Source organism: Pantoea sp. SM3640 (assembly GCF_015654165.1).
In the GTDB taxonomy this organism is placed as follows: domain Bacteria; phylum Pseudomonadota; class Gammaproteobacteria; order Enterobacterales; family Enterobacteriaceae; genus Pantoea; species Pantoea vagans.
In genome coordinates this window covers 3,207,884-3,231,544 of the sequence record NZ_CP064872.1, presented here as the reverse complement: position 1 = coordinate 3,231,544, position 23,661 = coordinate 3,207,884, and the positions used below count along the sequence as shown (strand labels likewise).

20 protein-coding genes and 1 other annotated feature are annotated in these 23,661 nt (G+C 57.4%); of the genes, 12 read left to right on the top strand and 8 right to left on the bottom strand.

What is annotated here, in order from left to right:
- Positions 1 to 22 precede the first annotated feature (22 nt).
- Genes IV493_RS15075 through atzF form a run of 3 tightly spaced genes read right to left on the bottom strand, consistent with a single transcriptional unit; the run spans position 23 to position 6,150 of the window.
- Positions 23 to 724, bottom strand: coding sequence for a GntR family transcriptional regulator (locus IV493_RS15075; RefSeq protein ID WP_195857372.1), 702 nt, complete (start codon positions 722 to 724; stop codon positions 23 to 25).
- A gap of 9 nt (positions 725 to 733) precedes the next feature.
- The gene (gene uca / locus IV493_RS15070) at positions 734 to 4,351 is read right to left on the bottom strand and encodes an urea carboxylase (protein WP_195857371.1); all 3,618 of its coding nucleotides are present in this window, start codon (positions 4,349 to 4,351) and stop codon (positions 734 to 736) included.
- Positions 4,352 to 4,353: 2 nt separating this feature from the next.
- Positions 4,354 to 6,150 (bottom strand): allophanate hydrolase, encoded by a 1,797-nt coding sequence (atzF, locus tag IV493_RS15065; protein ID WP_195857370.1) that lies wholly within the window; start codon positions 6,148 to 6,150, stop codon positions 4,354 to 4,356.
- Between the two features lie 271 nt (positions 6,151 to 6,421).
- On the opposite strand from atzF, the gene sltY reads away from it, so the two are divergent.
- Together sltY and trpR are read left to right on the top strand one after the other, a co-directional pair.
- Positions 6,422 to 8,341, top strand: a complete 1,920-nt coding sequence (sltY, locus tag IV493_RS15060; RefSeq protein WP_033731466.1) for a murein transglycosylase — start codon at positions 6,422 to 6,424, stop codon at positions 8,339 to 8,341.
- 45 nt (positions 8,342 to 8,386) lie between these two features.
- Positions 8,387 to 8,707: a trp operon repressor gene (gene trpR / locus IV493_RS15055; RefSeq protein WP_013356705.1), complete on the top strand. Its 321-nt coding sequence runs from the start codon at positions 8,387 to 8,389 to the stop codon at positions 8,705 to 8,707.
- On the opposite strand, the gene yjjX is transcribed toward trpR, so the two are convergent.
- Positions 8,708 to 9,226, bottom strand: a complete 519-nt coding sequence (yjjX, locus tag IV493_RS15050) for an inosine/xanthosine triphosphatase (protein ID WP_013356706.1) — start codon at positions 9,224 to 9,226, stop codon at positions 8,708 to 8,710.
- A gap of 204 nt (positions 9,227 to 9,430) precedes the next feature.
- Here yjjX and gpmB point away from each other — a divergent pair, with 204 nt between their 5' ends.
- Positions 9,431 to 10,078, top strand: a complete 648-nt coding sequence (gene gpmB, locus IV493_RS15045) for a 2,3-diphosphoglycerate-dependent phosphoglycerate mutase GpmB (RefSeq protein WP_195857369.1) — start codon at positions 9,431 to 9,433, stop codon at positions 10,076 to 10,078.
- Between the two features lie 39 nt (positions 10,079 to 10,117).
- On the opposite strand, the gene robA is transcribed toward gpmB, so the two are convergent.
- Complete coding sequence (robA, locus tag IV493_RS15040) at positions 10,118 to 10,999, bottom strand: MDR efflux pump AcrAB transcriptional activator RobA (RefSeq protein ID WP_013356708.1); 882 nt, start codon at positions 10,997 to 10,999, stop codon at positions 10,118 to 10,120.
- A gap of 194 nt (positions 11,000 to 11,193) precedes the next feature.
- On the opposite strand from robA, the gene creA reads away from it, so the two are divergent.
- Positions 11,194 to 11,667, top strand: a complete 474-nt coding sequence (creA, locus tag IV493_RS15035; protein ID WP_033731476.1) for a protein CreA — start codon at positions 11,194 to 11,196, stop codon at positions 11,665 to 11,667.
- A gap of 71 nt (positions 11,668 to 11,738) precedes the next feature.
- On the opposite strand, the gene arcA is transcribed toward creA, so the two are convergent.
- Positions 11,739 to 12,455: a two-component system response regulator ArcA gene (gene arcA, locus IV493_RS15030; protein WP_010253677.1), complete on the bottom strand. Its 717-nt coding sequence runs from the start codon at positions 12,453 to 12,455 to the stop codon at positions 11,739 to 11,741.
- A 609-nt stretch (positions 12,456 to 13,064) separates the two neighbouring features.
- Here arcA and IV493_RS15025 point away from each other — a divergent pair.
- The 5 genes from IV493_RS15025 to thrC all read left to right on the top strand — a co-directional run bounded on the left by IV493_RS15025 (position 13,065) and on the right by thrC (position 18,791).
- Positions 13,065 to 13,769: a tRNA/rRNA methyltransferase gene (locus IV493_RS15025; RefSeq protein WP_195857368.1), complete on the top strand. Its 705-nt coding sequence runs from the start codon at positions 13,065 to 13,067 to the stop codon at positions 13,767 to 13,769.
- A 188-nt stretch (positions 13,770 to 13,957) separates the two neighbouring features.
- Positions 13,958 to 14,026: a thr operon leader peptide gene (gene thrL / locus IV493_RS15020; RefSeq protein WP_071822204.1), complete on the top strand. Its 69-nt coding sequence runs from the start codon at positions 13,958 to 13,960 to the stop codon at positions 14,024 to 14,026.
- Positions 13,965 to 14,083, top strand: a sequence feature (Thr leader region). It overlaps the preceding gene by 62 nt.
- A gap of 26 nt (positions 14,084 to 14,109) precedes the next feature.
- Positions 14,110 to 16,572: a bifunctional aspartate kinase/homoserine dehydrogenase I gene (gene thrA, locus IV493_RS15015; protein ID WP_013356711.1), complete on the top strand. Its 2,463-nt coding sequence runs from the start codon at positions 14,110 to 14,112 to the stop codon at positions 16,570 to 16,572.
- Between the two features lie 2 nt (positions 16,573 to 16,574).
- Positions 16,575 to 17,504: a homoserine kinase gene (gene thrB, locus IV493_RS15010; protein WP_013356712.1), complete on the top strand. Its 930-nt coding sequence runs from the start codon at positions 16,575 to 16,577 to the stop codon at positions 17,502 to 17,504.
- A gap of 3 nt (positions 17,505 to 17,507) precedes the next feature.
- Positions 17,508 to 18,791 (top strand): threonine synthase, encoded by a 1,284-nt coding sequence (gene thrC, locus IV493_RS15005; protein ID WP_195857367.1) that lies wholly within the window; start codon positions 17,508 to 17,510, stop codon positions 18,789 to 18,791.
- A gap of 65 nt (positions 18,792 to 18,856) precedes the next feature.
- Here the strand turns inward: thrC and yaaA are convergent, their stop codons facing one another.
- Positions 18,857 to 19,630: a peroxide stress protein YaaA gene (gene yaaA, locus IV493_RS15000; RefSeq protein WP_195857366.1), complete on the bottom strand. Its 774-nt coding sequence runs from the start codon at positions 19,628 to 19,630 to the stop codon at positions 18,857 to 18,859.
- A gap of 209 nt (positions 19,631 to 19,839) precedes the next feature.
- Here yaaA and tal point away from each other — a divergent pair, with 209 nt between their 5' ends.
- The 3 genes from tal (at position 19,840) to IV493_RS14985 (ending at position 22,920) form a co-directional block, all read left to right on the top strand.
- Positions 19,840 to 20,793 (top strand): transaldolase, encoded by a 954-nt coding sequence (tal, locus tag IV493_RS14995; RefSeq protein WP_013356716.1) that lies wholly within the window; start codon positions 19,840 to 19,842, stop codon positions 20,791 to 20,793.
- A gap of 125 nt (positions 20,794 to 20,918) precedes the next feature.
- The gene (gene mog / locus IV493_RS14990) at positions 20,919 to 21,506 is read left to right on the top strand and encodes a molybdopterin adenylyltransferase (protein WP_033731492.1); all 588 of its coding nucleotides are present in this window, start codon (positions 20,919 to 20,921) and stop codon (positions 21,504 to 21,506) included.
- Positions 21,507 to 21,612: 106 nt separating this feature from the next.
- A complete protein-coding gene (locus tag IV493_RS14985) occupies positions 21,613 to 22,920 on the top strand; it encodes an MFS transporter (protein WP_195857365.1) in 1,308 nt (435 codons plus the stop codon).
- A gap of 50 nt (positions 22,921 to 22,970) precedes the next feature.
- Here the strand turns inward: IV493_RS14985 and satP are convergent, their stop codons facing one another.
- Positions 22,971 to 23,540, bottom strand: coding sequence for an acetate uptake transporter (satP, locus tag IV493_RS14980; RefSeq protein ID WP_195857364.1), 570 nt, complete (start codon positions 23,538 to 23,540; stop codon positions 22,971 to 22,973).
- Positions 23,541 to 23,661 lie beyond the last annotated feature (121 nt).

Here is a 23,661-nt window from a genome sequence, read left to right as displayed (position 1 = left end):
AAACCCCTGAGTGGTTGTTATGTTATTCGGTGAGCTGGAGCCGGGCCTGCTGCAGGCGGTGCAGGGTGATCTTCCTGACCTCCGCCTTACTGACGGCGATATGATCGGTCAGGATGCGTTGCGCCTCGCCTGTCTGCTGCTGAAAAATGGCCTGTAAAATCTGTGCATGTTCCTGATAGGTGGCCCAGACGCGGTCATCGCGGGTAAAGTCGAGCCGGCGAATAATGCGGATCTTCTCCGTGAGTTCGGCGTGAATGCGCGCCATCTCCGGATTGCCCGCTGCCGCCACCAGCGTCATGTGAAACGCCTCGTCATGCTGCGACACTACCAGGCCCTCGGTGAGCGCCTCTGCCTCACACCAGAACTGGTTAAGTTCGCTTAACAGCGCGGCACACTGCGGCGTGGGCAGGGCGCATAGGCGTTTTACCGCCTCGCACTCCAGCACGGTGCGCAGGTCATACAGCGATTCGAACCAGGCAAAATCGAAGTTTTTGATCTGCCAGCCGCTGCGGAACCAGACTTCGACAAAGCCTTCGCGCTCCAGCCGGAACAACGCCTGGCGCACTGGCGTGCGGCTGACCGCCATCCGTCCGGCGATTTCGCTTTCGCTGAAACGATCGCCCGGCATCAGGCGAAAGGCGAAAATATCGGCCTTCAGTGCCTGATAGACCCGTTCGGCCAGCGCTTCCGGACGCGCTTTAGGGGATTGAGGTTGGGTTGTCATTGCCGCTCCTTATTCCAGCCACAGCAGGTTGTCGCCTGGACTCACCGGACGGCCCGCCTGGCAGGCAATCCGCGTGACCCGACCGGCCTGCGGCGCGACAATCGCCAGCTCCATCTTCATCGCCTCAACAATAATCAGCGTCTGTCCGGCGCTGACCGCGTCGCCCGGCTGTACCAGCACTTTCCAGATGTTGCCATTGAGATCCGCCTGCACCGCCAGCCCGGCTTCCTCCTCTGCGCTAGCGCTGGCCTGCGCCTCATCCGCCGCTGGTGCGTTCTGCTCCTCCTGCGCCCAGAGCTGCACTTCTTGTTCAAAGGCGGTGGCCTGGCGCTGGCGGAACGCGGCAATTTCAGTGGCGTGATCGGCGAGGAACTGCTGGTGGGCAGCAAAATCAAACTGCGTTTCTTCAATCCGCAGGCTGGCACGACCTTCCCGGAAATCTTCGCGTAGCTGGTTCAGCTCGGTTTCACTCACCGGATAGAAGCGCACCTGATCGAAGAAGCGCAGCAGCCACGGCGCATCGGCCGCGAACTGCGGATTCTTCAGGAAGGTGTTCCAGATGGGCAGCGTGCGGCCTACCAGTTGATAACCGCCGGGCGAATCCATGCCGTAGATGCACATGTACATGCCGCCGATGCCGACGGTGCCTTCGGCGGTAAAGGTGCGCGCCGGACTGTATTTTGAACTCAGCAGGCGATGGCGTGGATCGATCGGCACCGCGCAGGGTGCGCCCAGGTAGACATCGCCCAGGCCCAGCACCAGATAGCTGGCGTCGAACAGGGTGTCGCGCACCTGCTCGCGGCTGCTTAAGCCGTTAATACGCTGGATGAAGTCCACATTGTTCGGCAGCCAGGGCGCGCTGGCACGCACCGTCTCCTGATAGCGGCTGACCGCACCCAGCGTGGCGCTGTCTTCAAATGCCATCGGCATCCACACCACGCGCGACGGGACTTTCAGCGTGCTGACATCGCCCAGTGTCGCTTCCAGCGCCAGCAGCAGCGACATCAGGGCGGACTGGTGAATGATACGGCTGTCGTAACGCACCTGCAGCGATCGCACACCCGGCGACAGCTCCTCCACGCCAGGCTCCGCCTGCGCCGTCAGGGCATTCATCAGCAGGTGGACGCGCAGGCGCAGTGCCAGATCCAGCACGTTGTCGCCATACTCAATCAGCACATATTTGTCGCCCGCCTGGCGATAGACCACTTTCGGCGTGCTACCGGTAGCCTCAATGGCGGCCAGAATGGTGGCGGAGCCGTGGGCGGTTTCGGCCAGTGACGGCACGGCAAAGGTCGGTGGATGTTCCGGCCGCAGGGTTTCAATCAGGTGCATCTGCGCTTTTTCCCGCGCCAGCGCATCGTCGGCCGTAATCGGGTGGAAGCGGATGGTGTCGCCAGGTTTGACCTGGCCCACTTTCCACAGTTCGGCTTTGGCGATGGTCACCGGACAGACAAAACCGCCCAGGCTCGGGCCGTCATGTGTCAGGATCACCGGGAAGTCGCCGGTGAAATTGACCGCGCCAATGGCATATTCACAGTCGTGAACGTTGGAGGGGTGCAGGCCCGCTTCGCCGCCGTTGGCGCGGGTCCAGGTCGGTTTCGGGCCAACCAGCCGCACGCCGAGGCGATTGGAGTTGTAGTGTACCTGCCAGTCGCTGGCAAAGAACTCGTCGATGGCGGCCTGGGTGAAGAAGTCCGGTGCGCCGTGCGGGCCGTAGAGCACGCCGATGCGCCATTCGGTGCCGTAGTGCGGAATCAGCGCGGCATCGAGCGGCTGCGGGTCGCTGACGGGGGCAGGCGTGGTGCAGGCTGCCCGTTCAGGCTGTGAGATCGCCAGCATATCGGCCACCCGCAGGGTGCGTCCGGCATGACCGCCAAACTGGCCCAGTGAGAAGGTGCTGCGACTGCCCAGATACTCCGGCACGTCGAAGCCGTTGCGCACCGCCAGATAGCTGCGGCAGCCCTGCCGGGCGCGTCCCAGTGCCAAAGTCTGTCCGGCTTTCACCGTCAGCGGCTGCCAGTAGCTGACCGGTTCACCATCGAGCCGGGCGTCGCAGTCCGCGCCGGTCAGCGCCAGAATGGCATCACAGTGGAAACGCAGCGTCGGCCCCTGCAAAGTAAACTCCAGGCCTGCAGCCGTGTCATGGTTACCGACGATGCGGTTAGCCAGCCGGAACGCGAAGTCATCCATCGGGCCGGATGGCGGCACACCGATATCCCAGTAGCCGAGGCGGCCAGGGTAGTCCTGAACCGAACTGAAGGTGCCGGGCTGCAGTACCTCCACCACGGAGGCGGCAGGGACGACGCTGTCGAGATAGCGCGTCCAGACGTTGCCAGTGCGAAAGGCGTCGCTGGTGGTAATCTGGCGCAGATAGTCGAGGTTAGTGGCGATGCCATGCAGCTGCGTGGCATCCAGCGCCTGATGCAGTTTTTCCAGCGCCGCATCGCGGGTGTCGGCATGGACAATCAGCTTGGCGATCATCGGATCGTAGAAGCTGGAGACTTCACTGCCGGTTTCGATGCCGCTGTCGACCCGCACGCCGTCAGGGAAGGTGACGCCGGTAAGCAGGCCAGGGCTGGGCTGAAAGTTCTTCAGCGGATCTTCCGCGTAAAGCCGCACCTCAATGGCCGCGCCCTTGGGTGGCTGCTGCAGACGTGACCAGTCCACCGCATCGCCTGCCGCTACCTGCAACATGCACTCCACCAAATCGAGTCCGGTGACGCATTCGGTGACCGGATGCTCCACCTGCAGACGGGTGTTCACTTCCAGAAAGTAAAAGGCCTGCTGGCTGACGTCGTAGATATACTCCACGGTGCCTGCGCTGCGGTAGTTGACCAGCTCACCCAGCCGTACCGCTGAGGCGAGCAGGGCGTCACGCGTCGCCTGCGACAGCCCGGGTGCAGGCGTCTCTTCCACCACCTTCTGATTGCGGCGCTGCAGGGAGCAGTCGCGTTCCCCTAGTGCCACCACGTTGCCCTTGCCGTCACCAAAAATCTGCACTTCAACGTGGCGGGCGCGATCGATACAGCGCTCCAGAAACACGCCGGCATCACTGAAGAACTGTTCGCCCAGACGGCGTACGCTCTCCCAGGCGCTGGCGAGCGCATCGGCATCGGCGCAGCGCGTCAGGCCAATGCCGCCGCCGCCCGCCGTGCTTTTCAGCATCACCGGATAGCCAATGTCATCGGCAGCTTGTAACGCCTCCTCCAGCGAAGCAAGCAGCGGTGTGCCTGGCGTCATCGGGACACCCGCGCTGGCAGCCAGCTCACGGGCGCGGTGTTTCAGACCGAACTCACCAATCTGCTGCGCGGTGGGGCCGACAAAGGCGATGCCCGCCGCGTCGCAGGCGTCAGCAAACGGCTGGCTTTCAGAAAGAAAACCGTAGCCCGGCCAGATCGCCTGCGCGCCGCTCTGCTGCGCCGCCGCCAGAATTTTGTCGATGCGCAGATAGCTGTCGCTGGCTTTGTCGCCGCCCAGCGCGATAGCGATATCCGCCTGCTTAACGTGCTGCGCATTGCGATCGGCGTCAGAGTAAACTGCGACGCTTTTCACGCCCAGGCGCTTCAGGGTGCGAATGGCGCGGCAGGCAATCTCGCCGCGGTTGGCAATCAGTACGGTGGTGAACATGATCAGTGACTCCCCTGTGAGGCCAGCCAGTTGCGCCAGCCGCCCGTCTCAGTAATTTCCAGCGCGCTCTTCAGCGCCGAGCCTTCGCAGATAAAGCCTTTCACCACCCGGCCATCAGCCAGCGTCAGGCTGCCGATACCCAGCGGTGCGGGGATCTCCGCCACAAACTCGCCAAAACGCGCGACCGGGATATCCCACAGTTCAACGGTGATCGCAGCGCCCTGTTCGTCACGCATCAGGCCGGGCTTTTTGATCGCGCCCTCCAGCAGGGCGAACAGGCGATAGTGTGGCGCGGTCTGCGTCTCTTCGACCCAGACGGCCTTGCGTTCAGTGAGCTGGAAATTAAGCGGCATGCCGGTCAGATGTGCGCCCACGACCGCCAGCCTGACGTGGTCGGGCGAGGCGGGCAGTGAAGTGCGCCGGGCCGGGAAGGGCTGGCCGGTGGCGCCCAGCGGCAGAGCGAGCTGCTGCTGCCAGCGAAGACCAAACTCCGCCAGCGCCCGATCGTGCCAGGCAGGCGCAATCAGCGTGATACCCGCCGGGAGATCGTCGTTGCGGAACGGGCCGGGCAGCGCCAGTGCAGAGAGGTCGGCAAGATTGGTGAAGTTGGTATAGGTGCCGAAATGCGAGTTGTAGAGAATCGGCTCCTGCTTCATCTCCTCCAGGGTGTGGATGGTGGGCGAGGTGGGCACCACCAGCGCGTCGAACTGTGCCAGCGTCTGCTGGATTTGGCGCGTCAGTTCGGCCCGCAGATACTCTGCCTTATAAGCATCGACCGCGCTATATTTCAGGCCGCTGGCGACGATCTCATGAACCACCGGGTCCATCTCCGCCGGACGATCAAGCATCCCGCCCACCGCCGCCGTGCGTTCGGCGACCCAGGCACCGTAATAAAGCTGTTCAGCCAGCTTGATGAATGGGGTGAAGTCGATGGGGTGCAGCGTTGCGCCGCCCGTCTGCAATGCCTCCAGCGCCTGATCCCAGGCTGCTTCAGCCACCGCATCATCAAAAAATTCCGGGTTCGCCGGAATAGCAAAATGAGGATGAATCGGCAGGCTGGCCGGGGCGGTGCGCGGATTCACGCGCGAATAGGCGTCACCGGCATCATAGCCTCCCATGATACTGGCGACATGAAAGGCATCTTCTGCCGTCAGCGCAAACACCGAAATAGTGTCGTTGAGGCGACAGGCGGGCACCACGCCACGCGCAGAGAACCAGCCCTTGGTTGGCTTGAGTCCGACTATATTGTTAAAGCCTGCCGGCACGCGACCCGAACCGGCGGTATCGGTGCCCAGCGAAAAGGCAACCAGCCCGCGCGCCAGCACGGATGCCGAACCGGAGCTGGAGCCGCCACTGACATAATCAGCATCAAAGGTGTTGCTGACCGCGCCATAAGGCGAACGGGTGCCCACCAGACCGGTCGCGAACTGATCGAGGTTGGTTTTGCCGATGACGACGGCACCAGCGGCTTTCAGCCGGGCGACGGCGACCGCGTCTTCGCTGGCGGTATAGGTAAAGGCAGGGCAGGCGGCGCTGGTCGGCCAGCCCGCCACATCGATATTGTCTTTGACCGCAAAGGGCACACCAAACAGCGGCAGTGAGCCGGGATCGCGCTGATAATCGGCCAGCAGTGGCGCAATCTGTGCCGCTAACTGATCCGGTGTCGCGAGGTAGATCCAGGCATTATCACGGGTGTCGAGTGCTGCCAGGTGTTCAGTCAGCAGTGAGGTTATCTGTTGCGGAGCCTGCTGATAGCGCTGCTGCCAGGCAGGAAGTGTCAGGCCGATGGTTGAAGTCATATGAAGAATTCCAGCTGGTATACAAGATGGGATTCAACAGAGCAAAGGGTGTGCCACTTTTTTAACGCAATGATTCAACAGTTTAATGCGTGCAGTGATAAGATTTTCTGATGATAATTTGCACAATGGCGGCGCGCACGCTGATCGATGACGGTGCGTTTAGTGTCCGTGTGCGTAAATTTTGTGAAGAACATGGCAAGAGTCCGGTGGCCCGGTTAGCATGAAAGACTGTCTGGCAACTCGCCGGCGCCCAGCAACAGAGGAGATTTACGTGGTGAAGTGGCGTAACTGGATGATAGGGATCTGCCTGGTCGGTTCGGCCAGCAGCGCATGGGCCGATTCGCTGGATCAACAACGGCAACGTTATCAACAAATTAAACAGGCCTGGGACAGCAACCAGATGGCGACCGTGGATCAGCTGTTGCCGACGCTCCAGGATTATCCGCTCTACCCTTATCTGCAATATCGCCTGCTGGCACAGGATCTCGATCAGGAAACCGCCCTGGCCGTGCAGAATTTTATTCGCCAGTATCCGACGCTGCCACCCGCGCGCTCGCTCAGTACCCGCTTTATTAATGTGCTGGCTTACCGTCAGGACTGGCAGGGCGTGCTGAACTTCAGTCCGACCGAACCGAAGCCAGTGCAGGCACGCTGTAACTGGTATTACGCCAAATGGGCCACCGGTCAGCAGCAGGCCGCGTTTGATGGCGCGAAGCAGATCTGGCTGCGCGGCACGGCGCTGCCCGCGGACTGCGATAAGCTCTTCTCGGTATGGCAGGCGTCCGGTCAGGTTTCGCCTATTACCATCCTGGAACGTATCCGGCTGGCGATGAAAGCGGGCAACGACAGCCTGGTGAGTTATCTGGCGAAAACGTTACCTGCCGACTATCAGACCATGTCTGACGCGATACAGTCCCTGCAGCAGGATCCGTTAACGGTCAGCACCTTTGCCAGCGCCGTCGGGCCAACCGACTTCACCCGTCAGGCCACGATTTACGCCTTTACGCGCGTCGCGCGGCAGGACATGGAAAATGCCCGCAGCCTGATTCCGATTCTGGTCCGGGCACAGAAGATGGGGCCGGAAGATGAGCAGGCGCTGAAGGAGATTGTGGTCTGGCGTATGATGGGCAGCGATCTCACTTCTGAGCAGGCGCGCTGGCGCGATGCGGTGGTGATGAACAGTGAGTCGACCGCGCTGGTGGAACGCCGGGTGCGCCTGGCGCTTTCTCAGCATGACAGACGCGGCCTGAATACCTGGATCGCCCGTCTGCCGCTGGAAGCCAAAGAGAAAGATGAGTGGCAGTACTGGCAGGCTGACCTGCTGTTTGAAAAAGATCGCAAAGAGGAAGCAGAAGAGATCCTGCGCAAGCTGATGCAGGCACGTGGCTTCTATCCGATGGTGGCCGCCCAGCGGCTCGGTGTTGACTACCCGTTGCAGGTCGATGAAGCGCCGAAGCCTGACAGTGCCACGGTGCAGGGACCGGAGCTGGCCCGCGTACGCGAACTGATGTACTGGGGGCTGGATAATCTGGCACGCAGCGAGTGGAGCAATCTGATTGCCAGCCGCACCCACTCGCAGCAGCAGATGCTGGCGCGTTACGCCAATGAGCAGGACTGGTGGGATCTCAGCGTGCAGGCGACCATCACCGCCAAAATGTGGGACAGTCTGAAAGAGCGCTTCCCGCTGGCATGGCAGAGCGTCTATGAGCGTAACACTGAGGTCAAACAGATCCCGCCAAGCTATGCGATGGCGATTTCGCGCCAGGAGAGCGCCTGGAACCCGAAAGCGCGTTCGCCGGTCGGGGCCAGCGGTCTGATGCAGATTATGCCTGCCACCGCGGCGCATACCGTGAAGATGTACAACATTCCTGGCTACAGCAATACCAGCCAGCTGCTGGATCCGGAAACCAATATCCAGATCGGCACGCAGTATCTGGAATATGTCTATCAGCAGTTTAACCAGAACCGGATCTTCGCCTCTGCGGCCTATAATGCCGGTCCGGGCCGGGTGCGAAGCTGGCAGAAAACCAGTGCAGGCAATCTCGACGCCGTCGCGTTTATTGAGACCATTCCGTTCTCTGAAACGCGCGGCTACGTGAAGAATGTGCTGGCGTATGACGCCTATTATCGTCACTTCATGGGCAAGCCTGACAGGATCCTGTCAGATGCTGAGTGGAATCGCCGTTACTAGCTGTGCTAAGCTTCCGTACTCTTTAGCGAGTACGGAAGCCTCTTCATGACCCATTCTGATTCCCCCTCTACCGATGCGCATCCGCCAGAAGATAGCTGGCAACGCTTTGTCGTGCTGATGCAGCAGGCCTTTGCCGATGGTCATGCATTGCCACTGATGCAACTGATGATGACGCCTGATGAGCGGGAAGCATTCGGCACCCGACTGCGGATTATCGAAGAGTTGATGAACGGCCAAATGAGCCAGCGTGAGCTGAAAAATGAGCTCGGCGTCGGCATCGCGACCATTACCCGCGGCTCCAACAGCCTGAAAGAGGCGCCGCCAGAGCTGAAACGCTGGCTGGAAGCGCATCTGGGACGCGTCTGATTACTGCTGATAGAGCGGATGGACGAACGGGCAGAGTGCCAGAATCAGTGCCTGATGATAGACACTGGAGCGACTGAGCAGGCCGTTCGTGAACGCCCCGATAGCACCACCCTGGTGTTTGATATTGTCGATGCCGGTTAACCGCGCCATCTCTTCGCCCAGCTCCCGGCCTTCGCGCAGGCCTGCCAGCACGACTGGCGGTAGGGTAAAACTGGCTGAGCGCGATTCGCCGCGCTGCTTCTGGTTTTCCACGACCATCCAGGCAAATGCGGTGTCATCTTCGATGCCTGCCTCAATCGCCACCCAGAACGCCGCTTCAGGCCGGACCTGGCGGGCATTCATGACGCGCTGACGTGCGCCTGTTCGCGTTTCCAGATGGGTTAACGGTTGTGCTGCTACGCCGCTATCGACCTCGACCCCTTCAATATGGCAGGATCCCTCGCCGAAAACGTCGCTGAAAGCCTGAGCAATCGCGTGAATCTTCGCTGGGTTGGTTGTGGCTGCGACAACATGGTACATAATTGGTTGAACCCTCAGGTGATTAAGAGCCTGGCCCATCAGGCAATTTTACGGGCTGGTCTGAACCTGAGCAGTGCCACGATCCTCGCGTACTCCGTGTACGCCGGGTTATTCCGCACGCTCCGTGTCCAGACTGCCTGCAACAATGACGCCTGATGGGGCAGGCTCTGAGACGATTTTTGTCGCAGTATAACGGAAACTAACATGCTACAGGTCTATCTTGTTCGTCACGGTGAAACGGTATGGAATGCGGAACGCCGCATTCAGGGGCAATCCGACAGTCCGCTGACGGAAAAAGGTGAGCAGCAGGCTTACCAGGTCGGTGAGCGCGTCAAACATCTGGGCATCACGCACGTGATTGCCAGCGATCTGGGGCGTACGCACCGCACCGCGGAGATTATTGCGGATGCCTGCGGATGCACAGTGACGCTGGATCCGCGGCTGCGTGAGCTGAATATGGGCGTGCTGGAGAAGCGTCCGCTGGATGGCTTAACGGCGGAGGAAGAGCAGTGGCGCGCCACGCTGGTCAACGGCACCGAAGGCGGCCGCATTCCAGAAGGCGAGTCGATGACGGAGATGGCGACCCGCATGCACGCCGCGCTGAATGCCTGCCTTGAACTGCCTGCCGGAAGCCGTCCGCTGCTGGTCAGTCACGGTATGGCGCTGGGATCGCTGGTCAGCACGATTCTCGGTCTGCCCGCGTATGCAGAACGTCGCCTGCGACTGCGTAACTGCTCAATCTCACGTGTCGATTATCAGCAGAGTGCCTGGCTGGCAGAAGGGTGGATTGTGGAGACGGCGGGAGATATTTCCCATCTTGACGCGCCTGCGCTCGACGAGCTGCAACGCTGATGTCGTGAAAGCTGCCGTCCTGAGACGGCAGCCCTGACCTTAGCTGGCGACGGTCTGGCGGCGAATCGGAATCAGGTATTCGCACCGGATCTCAGTCGGTGGCTCGCTACGCTTTTTACCGCCATGAGTATAAAAGCGTTCGATATCCTGTCCCTGACGACGGGTCAGTCCCAGCGTTGGCATGCAGGTGCCGTAAAGCAGCAGGATAAATTCCTGCAGATTGACGCGCGGGCCATTGTAGGTGAACTGCACGTAATCGCCCGCTTCCAGAATAACACTTTGTCCGGAGTGCAGGTTGACTGCGCTGTCAGCAGGCACCGCCGTGGTGTAGAGAATCTCCTGCTCATCATCTTTGTCCTGGCTGGCACGCACCTGATGCAGGCCATACAGCACCGGCGGCACCGTGTCCGTTTCCAGCAGGAACTGCTTCCAGAAGTGAATCCGCATCTCATCGCGATAGCTTGAGATCTGCTCCAGAATACAGGTGTAGTTCTGGGTTTGTCCCACCAGTACCGTTTCCGGCAGGGTAACGAAAGCCGGTTCCGGCTGCGTCTCATCGTCCAGGCGAATCGGGGGACGAATACCGAATGAGTTCCAGTCGGAAGAGCGACGATACCAGGCCGGTGTCTGAGCAAACTGCTTTTTGAATGCGCGAGTAAAAGTTTGCTGTGAATCAAAACGATACTGCAGGGCGATGTCCAGAATCGGGCGACTGGTCAGGCGCAGCGCGACAGCAGCTTTCGACAGACGACGCGCACGGATATAGGCACCTATTGCGTGACCGGTTACGTCCTTGAACATCCTTTGTAAATGCCATTTAGAGTAACCGGCTTTCTGGGCAACATTGTCCAGTGAAAGGGGTTGATCCAGATGGCTCTCCAGCCAGACAAGCAAATCGCGAATGATACCGGCTTGGTCCATAAAACATCCTCATACTCTGGTGGTGCAGCTAAACGCATTCGAAGAATATTAGCACTCATTGCTCAAAAGACGTGGGCCGTTTTCCGGGGAAGGTTGTGCTAAATCAGTACGGGCTTAAACCCGTTTTGGTTTGGTCATTAGTTCGATTAACAGTACATTACATTCTCATCTATTCCATTTGCAATGGTAACTCCATGACAATAACGCGTCTTATGATCGCTGCGCTGACCACGCTCACCTTTTCCAGCCCGCTGCTTGCCGAACAGATTGGCTCTGTTGATACGGTATTCAAGATATTCGGGCCTGACCACAAGATCATTGTTGAAGCATTCGATGACCCGGATGTTAAAAATGTAACCTGTTATATCAGCCGGGCGAAGACCGGCGGTATCAAAGGCGGACTGGGGCTGGCAGAAGATACCTCTGATGCCGCGATTTCCTGTCAGCAGGTGGGGCCGGTCGAACTGAGTGATAAAATTGCGCAGGGCAAAGCGGAGGGCGAAGTGGTCTTCCGCCAGCGCACCTCTTTAATCTTCAAGAAGCTGCAGGTTGTACGCTTCTTCGACAAAAAGCGCAACGCTCTGGTCTATCTGACCTATTCCGATAAAGTGGTCGATGGTTCACCGAAAAATGCGCTCAGCGCCGTGCCGATTATGCCGTGGCACTGATTAAACTGCGGTATTGAGCATAAAAAAAACGCCCGCAGGGGCGTTTTTTATTTATCGCATCTGACAGCGTATTAATCCTGCAGATCGCCACAGAAGCGATAACCTTCACCATGGATGGTGGCGATGATCTCAGGCGTGTCCGGCGTGGATTCGAAATGCTTGCGGATACGACGGATGGTGACATCAACGGTGCGATCGTGCGGCTTAAGGTCGCGGCCGGTCATTTTTTTCAGCAGATCGGCACGGGTCTGAATTTTGCCTGGGTTTTCACAGAAGTGCAGCATGGCGCGGAACTCACTGCGTGGCAATTTGTAGTGTTCGCCGTTCGGGTTGATCAGTGAGCGGCTGTTGATATCCAGCTCCCAACCGTTAAATTTATAACTCTCTACCTGACGGCGCTCTTCGCCTGGCATCGCCAGGTTCATGGTGCGCGACAGCAGGTTGCGGGCACGAATGGTCAGCTCACGCGGATTAAACGGTTTGGTGATGTAGTCATCAGCGCCAATTTCCAGACCAAGAATTTTATCGACTTCGTTGTCACGGCCGGTCAGGAACATCAGGGCGACATTGGCCTGCTCACGCAGTTCACGGGCCAGCAGCAGGCCGTTTTTACCGGGCAGGTTGATGTCCATAATAACCAGGTTAACGTCATTGTCGGTCAGTACCTGATGCATTTCAGCACCATCAGTCGCCTCGTACACCACATAACCTTCCGCCTCAAAAATGCTTTTGAGGGTATTACGCGTGACCAGTTCGTCTTCAACGATAAGAATGTGCGGGGTCTGCATGTTTAGCTACCTAAAATTTGCCAACAAATTGAAAACAGGGCGTACAGCGGTATGGCGTTCTCCATCATCGAGAGCGGCGGGCCGCGCTGAACCGTTGTACGAAATCATATTTTGATAAGCCATCTATCAACGTCAACAACAGGTTTAGCTCAGCCAGTCAGGATGAAAATTGCATGCCCCGGGCGTTAATGATAATGGCGCATATCCTAACTGTATTAACAGCAACCTAACAGCACCAACTACAACCGATAAGCATAAAAACAACGCTTCGTTGACTTATATCAAATGCAATTGTAGCACGTTAACACTTTTGTGAAAAACTTCTCGCAGACTGCCTGTTTAGCTCACAAAAAGCATCATTTTCGTTACATTTATTACGCTTGTGACCCAAAATGAAACCAGTGAGTAATCACATTCTATCTATTTGAATTTAAATAGATTAATAATGCTTTCTTTAATAAGGCTGCTTTCGGCGATAAAAATATTCAGGACATCACTTTTCACTGGTTTTAACATTGTTAACACCCGATTTTCTTATTACCTTCTGACAACTGAATCATTAATAGCCATGTTAATATGGCGTTATGTTAATGGACCAATGGAATAAATATGCTTTTTCCCCTGATTCTCGTCTCGCCCGCGCGGCCAGAAAATATCGGCGCTGCGGCGCGTGCCATGAAAACCATGGGATTCAGCCAGCTGCGCATCGTTGCCAGCGACGCCTGGCAGGATCCGGCAGCGCGCCGGGTAGCCCATGGTGCGGGTGAGATCCTCGATAATGTTCAGACCTTTGCTACTCTTGCCGAGGCATTAGCGGATATCGATTTTTCGGTCGCGACGACGGCGCGCAGCCGGGCAAAGTTCCGTTACTACGCCACACCCGAACAGGTTGAAACGCAACTGCTGGAAAAGCGTCAGTGGGTCAACAGCATGGCGCTGGTGTTTGGCCGCGAAGATAGCGGGCTGACCAACGAGGAGCTGGAGCAGGTCGATCTGCTCACCGGCATCCCGATGGCAAATGACTATCCCTCACTGAATCTCGGTCAGGCAGTGATGGTTTACTGCTATCAGCTGTCGAAATTGAATCAGGTTGAAGCGCCGGTCGCGTCCGCCGCCGACGGGCAGCAGCTGCAGGCATTGCGTCAGCGTTTCCATCAGCTGCTGGCGCAACTCGACGTCAGTGATGATGAGAAACTCTCAGACTGGATCGATCAGCGGGTGGGTCTGCTGGAACAGCGTGACAGCGCGATGCTGCATCGTCTGCTGCACGATATTGAAAAAAAAATCACAGATAAATCCTCGGCAAAAAGCTGATTTTACAGCAACAGATCGCAGGGAATGTCTGCATTACAAACGATCGAGCAGCGTTTTACGGTTTGACCGGAGGCTGTGCGCAGTGGTGGAAAACTGTCCGCCGGACAAATCGGGTTGACTTAATGTGCGCTTTGCTTTACTTCTGGAAGCAAGACGGACAGACAAAAACAGACAGAAAATAAATCTAAATGCGTAAAATCAGCCTGAACACCACAATTATTACCACCACCATTACCTCAGGTAACGGTGCGGGCTGACGCATACAGGAAAAACAGAAAACAAGCCCGCACCTAAACAGTGCGGGCTTTTTTTTCGGCTTAAATTCAGGAGAGTTAATATTATGCGAGTGCTGAAATTCGGCGGGACCTCGGTAGCGAATGCGGAGCGTTTCCTTCGCGTCGCTGACATTCTGGAAAGCAATGCGCAACAAGGACAGGTTGCAACCGTGCTCTCTGCACCTGCGAAGATCACCAACCATCTGGTGGCGATGATTGAAAAAACCATCAGTGGTCAGGACGCTTTGCCGAATATCAGCGACGCCGAACGCATCTTCAGCGAGCTGCTGCAGGGGCTCGCAGCCGCGCAGCCGGGCTTTGAGTTCGATCGACTGAAAACCCGCGTTGACCTGGAGTTTGCGCAGCTGAAGCAGGTACTGCACGGTATCAGCCTGCTGGGCCAGTGCCCGGACAGCGTCAACGCAGCGATTATCTGTCGTGGCGAAAAACTCTCGATTGCAATCATGGAAGCGCTGCTGCAGGCGCGCGGTCATGAGGTCAGCGTGATTGATCCGGTTGAGAAATTGCTGGCGGTCGGCCACTACCTCGAATCCACGGTCGATATCCCTGAGTCAACCCGCCGTATTGAAGCGAGCCAAATCCCGCCGCAGAACATGATCCTGATGGCTGGCTTTACCGCCGGTAACGAGCGCGGCGAGCTGGTAGTGCTGGGCCGCAATGGCTCAGATTATTCAGCGGCTGTACTGGCCGCCTGTCTGCGCGCCGACTGCTGTGAAATCTGGACCGATGTGGATGGCGTCTATACCTGCGATCCGCGTCAGGTGCCGGATGCACGCCTGCTGAAGTCAATGTCCTATCAGGAGGCGATGGAGCTCTCCTATTTCGGTGCCAAAGTGCTGCATCCCCGCACCATCGCGCCTATCGCCCAGTTCCAGATCCCGTGCCTGATCAAAAACACCGCCAATCCGCAGGCGCCCGGCACGCTGATTGGTGCCGAAGGCGAACAGGATGAGAGCCCGGTTAAAGGCATCACCAACCTGAATAACATGGCGATGGTCAACGTCTCCGGTCCCGGCATGAAAGGGATGGTTGGAATGGCGGCCAGAGTCTTTGCGGCGATGTCGCGTACCGGCATCTCGGTGGTGCTGATCACTCAATCCTCTTCCGAATACAGCATCAGTTTCTGCGTGCCGCAGAGCGAGCTGGCGCGGGCGCGTCACGTGCTGGAAGAAGAGTTCTATCTTGAGCTGAAAGATGGCCTGCTGGATCCGCTGGATATCATTGAAAACCTGGCGGTGATTTCAGTGGTGGGCGATGGCATGCGTACCCTGCGTGGCATCTCAGCGAAATTCTTCTCGGCGCTGGCACGCGCCAATATCAATATCGTGGCGATTGCACAGGGCTCCTCTGAGCGCTCCATCTCGGTGGTGGTAAATAATGACGAAGTGATCACCGGCGTGCGCGTGGTGCATCAGATGCTGTTCGCCACCGATCAGGTGATCGAAGTGTTTGTGGTCGGTGTCGGTGGTGTCGGCGGTGCGCTGCTGGATCAGTTACATCGCCAGCAGGCGTGGCTGAAGCAGAAGCATATTGACCTGCGGGTCTGCGGCATTGCGAACTCGCATGCGCTGTTAACAAACGTCCACGGCATCGATTTAAGCAACTGGCAGGCGGCACTCGCCGAAGCGAAAGAGCCGTTCAATCTCGGACGCCTGACCCGTCTGGTGAAAGAGTATCACCTGCTTAATCCGGTCATTGTGGATTGTACCTCCAGCCAGGCCGTTGCCGATCAGTACGCGGATTTCCTCAGCGAGGGCTTCCACGTGGTGACGCCGAACAAAAAGGCCAACACCTCCTCCTGGAATTACTATCAGCAGATGCGCGCCGCCGCCGCCAAATCGCGTCGTAAATTCCTTTATGATACCAACGTCGGGGCCGGGCTGCCGGTGATCGAAAACCTGCAGAACCTGATGAACGCGGGTGATGAACTGCTGCGCTTCTCCGGTATCCTTTCGGGATCGCTGTCGTTCATCTTCGGCAAGCTGGATGAAGGGGTTTCGCTGTCGCAGGCAACGAACATGGCGCGTGAGATGGGCTTTACCGAGCCCGATCCACGTGACGATCTCGCTGGCACTGATGTGGCGCGTAAGCTGCTGATTCTGGCACGCGAAGCAGGCCATCAGCTGGAGCTGAGTGATATTGAGATTGAGCCGCTGCTGCCCGCCAGCCTGGTCGACATTCAGGATGTGGAGCAGTTTATGCAGCGTCTGCCTGAGCTGGATAACGCCTTTGCCGACCGCGTTGCACAGGCGCAGAATGAGGGCAAAGTCCTGCGCTACGTGGGCGTGATTGAAGAGGGCGGTGTCTGCAAAGTGAAGGTCGACGCCGTTGACGGCAACGATCCGCTCTATAAAGTGAAAAATGGCGAGAACGCGCTGGCGTTTTACAGCCGCTACTATCAGCCGATTCCGCTGGTGCTGCGCGGATACGGTGCAGGAAATGATGTCACAGCGGCCGGTGTCTTTGCCGATCTGCTGCGCACGCTGTCATGGAAGTTGGGAGTTTAATCATGGTAAAAATTTACGCACCGGCCTCGATTGGTAACGTCAGCGTCGGGTTCGATGTGCTGGGCGCGGCGGTTTCGCCGGTAGATGGCTCCCTGCTGGGTGACTGCGTCTCCGTTGAAGCGGCAGAGCAGTTTTCACTGACCAACGCCGGACGTTTTGTCAGTAAACTGCCCGCCGATCCTAAAGAGAATATCGTTTATCAGTGCTGGCAGCGTTTCTGCGAGGCGATTGGCAAAGAGATCCCGGTGGCGATGACCCTGGAGAAGAATATGCCCATCGGCTCCGGTCTGGGCTCCAGCGCCTGCTCGGTAGTGGCCGGTCTGATGGCAATGAATGAGTTCTGCGGCAAGCCACTCAGCGACAGCACGCTACTGACGCTGATGGGTGAGCTGGAAGGGCGGATCTCCGGCAGCGTACATTATGATAATGTCGCTCCCTGCTTCCTCGGCGGCATTCAGCTGATGCTGCAGGAAAATGACATCATCAGCCAGGCGGTGCCGGGCTTTGACGACTGGCTGTGGGTGATGGCCTATCCGGGCATTAAAGTGTCGACTGCCGAAGCGCGCGCCATTTTACCGGCACAGTACCGCAAAGAGGACTGTATTAAGCATGGCCGCCTGCTGGCCGGCTTCATTCACGCCTGCCATACGCGTCAGCCGCAGCTGGCAGCTAAACTTATGCAGGATGTGATTGCCGAACCCTACCGGACCCGGCTGCTGCCAGGCTTCGCCGAGGCGCGGCAGGCCGCGAAAGAGATTGGCGCACTGGCGTGCGGTATCTCCGGCTCTGGTCCGACACTTTTCGCCGTTTGCAATCAGATGGAAACGGCACAGCGGATGGCTGACTGGCTGAGCCAGCACTATCTGCAGAATGATGAAGGCTTCGTCCATATCTGCCGTCTCGACACGGCTGGCGCACGACAATTGGGATAACGCATGAAACTCTACAATCTTAAGGATCACAACGAGCAGGTCAGCTTCGCCCAGGCGGTGAAACAGGGTCTGGGATCGCAGCAGGGTCTGTTCTTTCCGCTGGAACTGCCAGAGTTTGAACTGACTGACATCGACGCGATGCTGGAGATGGATTTTGTCAGCCGCAGCAGCAAAATTCTCTCGGCTTTCATTGGCGATGAGATTCCGGCCCATCATCTGCATGAGCGTGTTAAAGCCGCTTTTGCTTTTCCGGCCCCGGTGAAAGCCGTCAGCGAAGATATTGCCTGTCTGGAGCTGTTCCACGGTCCGACGCTGGCGTTTAAAGACTTCGGCGGCCGTTTTATGGCGCAGATGCTGTCGTATGTTTCAGGCTCAGATGAGCAGATCACCATTCTGACCGCCACCTCCGGTGATACCGGCGCGGCTGTGGCGCACGCGTTCTACGGCATGAAGAACGTGCGCGTGGTGATCCTCTATCCGCAGGGCAAAATCAGTCCGCTGCAGGAGAAACTCTTCTGTACCCTGGGCGGCAACATCGAAACCATCGCTATCGACGGCGATTTCGATGCCTGTCAGTCGCTTGTGAAACAGGCGTTTGATGATGAAGAGCTGAAAAAGACGATTGGTCTGAACTCGGCGAACTCTATCAACATCAGCCGCCTGCTGGCGCAGATCTGCTACTACTTTGAAGCGGTCGCGCAGCTGCCGCAGGAAAAACGTAATCAGCTGGTGGTCTCCGTGCCGAGCGGCAACTTTGGTGATTTGACCGCCGGTCTGCTGGCGAAATCGCTGGGCCTGCCGATCAAGCGCTTTATTGCCGCCACCAACGCCAATGACACGGTGCCGCGCTTCCTTGGCAACGGCGAATGGCAGCCTAATCTGACGGTCTCTACGCTGTCGAATGCGATGGACGTCAGCCAGCCAAACAACTGGCCGCGTGTGGAAGAGCTGTTCCGCCGTAAAACCTGGCGCTTAACCGATCTCGCCTGTGGTGCGGTCTCTGATGAGACCACGCGCGCCGCAATGCGTGAACTGGCTGAGATTGGCTATGTTTCCGAACCACATGCTGCCATCGCCTGGCGTCTGCTGCGCGATCAGCTGCAGGAAGGGGAATATGGTGTGTTCCTGGGTACCGCGCACCCTGCGAAATTCCGCGAAAGCGTGGAAGCGATCCTTGAACAGACACTGACGCTACCGCCAGAGTTAGCGGAGCGTGCCGAGCTGCCGCTGCTGTCGCACGAGATGAAGGCGGACTTCGGCTCACTGCGTGCGTTCCTGCTGAAGTAGTGCTGTGAATGGCTTCCCGGTGGCGGGAAGCCCATTTGCAGAGAGTACACTACGCGCGCGGGGTATTACTGCTCCGCGCGCTTAAAGACCAGTTCGCTTTCGCTGCTGCTGGCCGCATCAAAACGATAGCCATCCAGATCAAACGCCTTAAGCTGCTCCGGCTTTGTCAGGCGCTGCTGAATCACATAGCGACTCATCAATCCACGCGCCTTTTTGGCATAGAAGCTAATCACTTTGTAGCTGCCATTCTTCTCGTCGAGGAATACCGGCTTAATCATGTGTGCCTTCAGCGTCTTCGGCTTAACTGCTCTGAAATATTCGTCTGAGGCGAGGTTGATCAGTACCTCATCACCCTGTTCCGTCAGCGCGGCATTCAGCGTTTCAGTGATGAGATCGCCCCAGAAGGTGTAGAGATCTTTGCCCGCCGGATTCGCCAGACGAATCCCCATCTCCAGCCGGTAAGGCTGCATGAGATCGAGCGGACGCAGCACGCCATACAGGCCTGAAAGCATGCGCAGGTGCTGCTGAGCAAAGCTGAAATCCTCATCGCTGAAGGTTTCGGCCTGCAGACCCGTGTAGACATCACCTTTGAACGCCAGGATGGCCTGACGGGCATTCTGTGGGGAAAAATCGGGTTGCCAGCTGTTAAACCGTTCGGCATTGAGGTGTGCCAGTTTGTCGCTGATACCCATTAACGAGGCGATGCTGGCGGGTGACAGCTCGCGCGCAATCTCAATCAGCTGTTGTGATTTTTCTAACAGCGCAGGCTGGGTGAAACGCGTGGTCGCCAGCGGACTTTCATAATCGAGCGTCTTGGCAGGAGAGATCACCATCAACATTGTTGCTTCCTCGGTTAATGCCTGGTTTAACAGGGCATTGGCTGCTTATCAGGCTCTGCAGTGTACCAAAAAAGCCGCAAAGAATGACGAATCACACCTATTTGTTCGCGCTATCGTAAACGGCATTCCCTGACCTTGCGCCACCGTTGGCGCGTGATATTATCCCAACAGCCTTTTTTCACACTGACAGTTAACTAAGAGAAAAGAACATGACGGACAAACTTACCTCCCTGCGCCAGCTCACCACCGTCGTCGCCGACACCGGTGATATCGCAGCTATGAAGCTGTATCAGCCGCAGGACGCTACCACCAACCCTTCTCTGATTCTTAACGCCGCACAAATCCCTGAATACCGTAAACTGATCGATGAAGCGATCGGCTGGGCGCGTGAGCAGAGCAGCAATAAAGAAGAGCAGCTGCAGCTGGTTTCTGACAAGCTGGCCGTGAACATTGGTCTGGAAATTCTGAAACTGATCCCAGGCCGTATCTCGACAGAAGTCGATGCGCGTCTCTCTTACGACACTGAAGGCAGCATCGCGAAAGCCCGCAGCCTGATCAAACTCTACAATGATGCCGGTATCAGCAATGACCGCATCCTGATCAAACTGGCCTCTACCTGGCAGGGCATCCGTGCTGCAGAGCAGCTGGAAAAAGAGGGTATCAACTGTAACCTGACCCTGCTGTTCTCGTTTGCTCAGGCGCGTGCCTGTGCCGAAGCGGGCGTGTTCCTGATCTCTCCATTCGTTGGCCGTATCCTCGACTGGTACAAAGCCAACACCGACAAGAAAGAGTATGCCGCGCACGAAGATCCAGGCGTGGTTTCTGTTTCTGAAATCTACAACTACTACAAGCAGCACGGCTATGAAACCGTGGTGATGGGCGCCAGCTTCCGTAACGTCGGCGAAATCATCGAGCTGGCTGGCTGTGACCGTCTGACCATTTCGCCTGCGCTGCTGAAAGAGCTGGCAGAGAGCGAAGGCACCCTGGAGCGTAAACTGAGCTACAGCGGTGAAGTGAAAGCGCGTCCGGCCCGCATGACCGAGTCTGAGTTCCTGTGGCAGCACAACCAGGATCCAATGGCGGTGGCTAAGCTGGCAGAAGGTATCCGCAACTTTGCCGTTGATCAGGGCAAACTTGAGAAGATGCTGGCAGAACTGCTGTAATCTGCTGACCGTGGCGGCGCAGGCTGCCACGGTTTTCTCTTTTCCGACCCTTTCACTTTATATTATCCTCTCTGCTATTCCCCTTTTACTCCACCGCACCGCGGTAAATCACAGCGAAGCTCATCATGAATACATTACGCATTGGCCTGATCTCGGTCTCCGATCGCGCCGCGAACGGCATCTATCAGGATCAGGGGATCCCCGCGCTGGAGAGCTGGCTTGGCAGCGCAATCAGCAGCCCGTTTGAGATTGAGTCCCGGCTGGTGCCCGACGAGCAGCCGATGATTGAGCACGCCATTTGTGAGCTGGTCGATGAACGGTTTTGCCATCTGGTGTTAACCACCGGCGGCACCGGTCCGGCCCGACGCGATGTCACGCCCGATGCCACCCTGGCCGTGGCCGATCGGGAAATGCCCGGCTTTGGTGAGCAGATGCGTCAGATCAGCCTGCAGTTCGTGCCGACCGCGATTCTGTCGCGTCAGGTTGGGGTAATCCGCAAACAGTCGCTTATCCTCAATCTGCCCGGTCAGCCGAAGTCGATCAAAGAGACACTGGAAGGGCTGAAAGATGAGCAGGGCAAGGTAAAAGTTCACGGTATCTTTGCTTCTGTACCTTATTGTTTACAGTTGCTGGAAGGACCTTATGTTGAAACGCATCCTGACGTGGTAGCAGCATTTCGGCCTAAAAGCGCCATCCGTGAGATAAATAACTAAATATCCCGCATTTCAGGCATAAGCTATAGTCCTGCTGGTGTGGCAAAAGATTGACGATATAGTAAGGGTATCTTTACAACCTTGTCTCTTTTGCCTCTGGACTATTATGAATCCGACTCACACGCAGCGTCTGACCGGTAAGGATTACAAAACCCTGGCGCTGGCCGCGCTGGGCGGCGCGCTGGAATTTTACGACTTCATCATCTTTGTCTTCTTCGCCACCGTGATTGGCGAGCTCTTCTTCCCCTCCGATATCCCGGAATGGCTGCGTCAGCTGCAGACGTTTGCCATTTTTGCCGCAGGCTATCTGGCACGCCCGCTGGGTGGCATCGTGATGGCGCATTTTGGCGACAAACTCGGGCGCAAAAAGATGTTCAGCCTGAGTATTCTGCTGATGGCGCTGCCAACCCTGATGATGGGCGCTTTACCCACCTGGCAGACGATTGGCATTGCTGCGCCACTGCTGATGCTGTTGATGCGGATGTTGCAGGGCGCGGCGATTGGCGGTGAAGTGCCTGGCGCGTGGGTGTTTGTCGCTGAGCACGTGCCATACAAACGTATCGGCATCGCCTGTGGCACGCTGACGGCCGGGTTGACCATCGGCATTTTACTGGGCTCGCTGGTGGCGACGCTGATTAATACCTCGATGTCGCAGCAGGCGATTCATGACGGCGGCTGGCGTATTCCATTCTTCCTCGGTGGCGTGTTTGGTCTGATCGCCATGTACCTGCGGCGCTGGCTGCATGAGACGCCGGTCTTTGTTGAGATGCAGCAGCGTAAAGCGCTGGCTGAAACGCTGCCGCTGAAGACCGTGCTGGCGGAGCATAAAAAGTCGATTGTCATCTCCATGCTGCTGACCTGGCTGCTCTCCGCCTGCATCGTGGTCGTGATCCTGATGTCGCCGGTCTGGCTGCAAAAGCAGCTGAGCATCGCGCCCGCGCTGACCCTGCAGGCCAACAGTATCGCCACCGTGATGCTCTGCATCGGCTGCATTGTTGCCGGACTCGCTGTCGATCGTTTTGGTGCCAGTCGAACGTTATGTGTCGGCAGCCTGCTGCTGGCACTCTGTAGCTGGCAGTTCTATCACCTGACTGCCCTCTATCCTCAGCAACTCTTTCTGCTCTATGGCATGGCGGGCCTGAGCGTCGGTATTGTCGGCGTCGTGCCCTTTGTGATGGTGCGCGCCTTCCCGGCAGAGGTGCGTTTTACCGGCCTCTCGTTTTCCTACAACCTTTCCTATGCCATCTTTGGCGGGCTGACCCCGATCTTTGTGTCGCTGCTGATGAATGTCTCCGTGATGGGACCGTGCTGGTATGTGATGGCACTGGCGGTGGTGGGATTGCTGACCGGTATCTGGCTGCGGCGTGATGTCAGCTATGAGCCGGACCTGCAGCAGGGCGTTAAGACGTTGTAGCAGGGAAACGCGGAGCCAGGCTCCGCGTCTTTTTCAGGCGTGAAGCAGGCTTAAAGTGCCTTTGCGCCAATCGGCAGAAGAGTGCGGCCAAAGGTTTCGTTCAGCACTTCACCCATTGCCAGATAGCAGGCGCTGGCACCACAGATGATTCCGACCCAACCCGCAGACACGACCAGCGAAGGCTGGTGCATAAGGTGAGCCACGGCCAGCAGCAGAAATAGCAGGGTGAGGGAGCCGAAGACAAACTGCAGCATCCGCGTACCTTTCAGCGTGCCGATAAACATAAACAGCGTGAAGATGCCCCACAGTCCCAGCCATGCACCCAGGAAGCGTTCGTCAGGCGCTTTCGCCAGACCCATCTGCGGTAACAGCAGGATCGCCACAAAGCTTAACCAGAACATGCCGTAAGAGGTAAAGGCGGTCAGCCCAAAGGTGTTGTTCTTTTTAAATTCCAGCAGACCGGCCAGCACCTGCGCGATCCCGCCATAAAAAATTCCCATCGCTAAAATTGCCACGTCCATGTCAAACAGACCCGCGTTGTGCAGGTTTAGCAAAATGGTTGTCATGCCAAATCCCATTAAGCCCAGCGGGGCAGGATTAGCCAGCGTTGAATTTGCCATAGTTCCCCGGCAGTAAGATGATCGTTAATGAAATAAAAGGATTTCAGCCTGCTCACAGAAAGGAGCAAGGCGACGCATCATATTCAGTGGGTTAATCGTGTTCTTTGATCCCGGCAGGGCC

What these genes read in the sequence shown, in the direction of transcription:
- IV493_RS15075 (WP_195857372.1), bottom strand. Translation starts at nt 724, where the DNA reads ATGACAACCCAACCTCAATCCCCTAAAGCGCGTCCGGAAGCGCTGGCC.
- uca (WP_195857371.1), bottom strand. Translation starts at nt 4,351, where the DNA reads ATGTTCACCACCGTACTGATTGCCAACCGCGGCGAGATTGCCTGCCGC.
- atzF (WP_195857370.1), bottom strand. Translation starts at nt 6,150, where the DNA reads ATGACTTCAACCATCGGCCTGACACTTCCTGCCTGGCAGCAGCGCTAT.
- trpR (WP_013356705.1), top strand. Translation starts at nt 8,387, where the DNA reads ATGACCCATTCTGATTCCCCCTCTACCGATGCGCATCCGCCAGAAGAT.
- yjjX (WP_013356706.1), bottom strand. Translation starts at nt 9,226, where the DNA reads ATGTACCATGTTGTCGCAGCCACAACCAACCCAGCGAAGATTCACGCG.
- gpmB (WP_195857369.1), top strand. Translation starts at nt 9,431, where the DNA reads ATGCTACAGGTCTATCTTGTTCGTCACGGTGAAACGGTATGGAATGCG.
- robA (WP_013356708.1), bottom strand. Translation starts at nt 10,999, where the DNA reads ATGGACCAAGCCGGTATCATTCGCGATTTGCTTGTCTGGCTGGAGAGC.
- creA (WP_033731476.1), top strand. Translation starts at nt 11,194, where the DNA reads ATGACAATAACGCGTCTTATGATCGCTGCGCTGACCACGCTCACCTTT.
- arcA (WP_010253677.1), bottom strand. Translation starts at nt 12,455, where the DNA reads ATGCAGACCCCGCACATTCTTATCGTTGAAGACGAACTGGTCACGCGT.
- IV493_RS15025 (WP_195857368.1), top strand. Translation starts at nt 13,065, where the DNA reads ATGCTTTTTCCCCTGATTCTCGTCTCGCCCGCGCGGCCAGAAAATATC.
- thrA (WP_013356711.1), top strand. Translation starts at nt 14,110, where the DNA reads ATGCGAGTGCTGAAATTCGGCGGGACCTCGGTAGCGAATGCGGAGCGT.
- thrB (WP_013356712.1), top strand. Translation starts at nt 16,575, where the DNA reads ATGGTAAAAATTTACGCACCGGCCTCGATTGGTAACGTCAGCGTCGGG.
- thrC (WP_195857367.1), top strand. Translation starts at nt 17,508, where the DNA reads ATGAAACTCTACAATCTTAAGGATCACAACGAGCAGGTCAGCTTCGCC.
- yaaA (WP_195857366.1), bottom strand. Translation starts at nt 19,630, where the DNA reads ATGTTGATGGTGATCTCTCCTGCCAAGACGCTCGATTATGAAAGTCCG.
- tal (WP_013356716.1), top strand. Translation starts at nt 19,840, where the DNA reads ATGACGGACAAACTTACCTCCCTGCGCCAGCTCACCACCGTCGTCGCC.
- mog (WP_033731492.1), top strand. Translation starts at nt 20,919, where the DNA reads ATGAATACATTACGCATTGGCCTGATCTCGGTCTCCGATCGCGCCGCG.
- IV493_RS14985 (WP_195857365.1), top strand. Translation starts at nt 21,613, where the DNA reads ATGAATCCGACTCACACGCAGCGTCTGACCGGTAAGGATTACAAAACC.
- satP (WP_195857364.1), bottom strand. Translation starts at nt 23,540, where the DNA reads ATGGCAAATTCAACGCTGGCTAATCCTGCCCCGCTGGGCTTAATGGGA.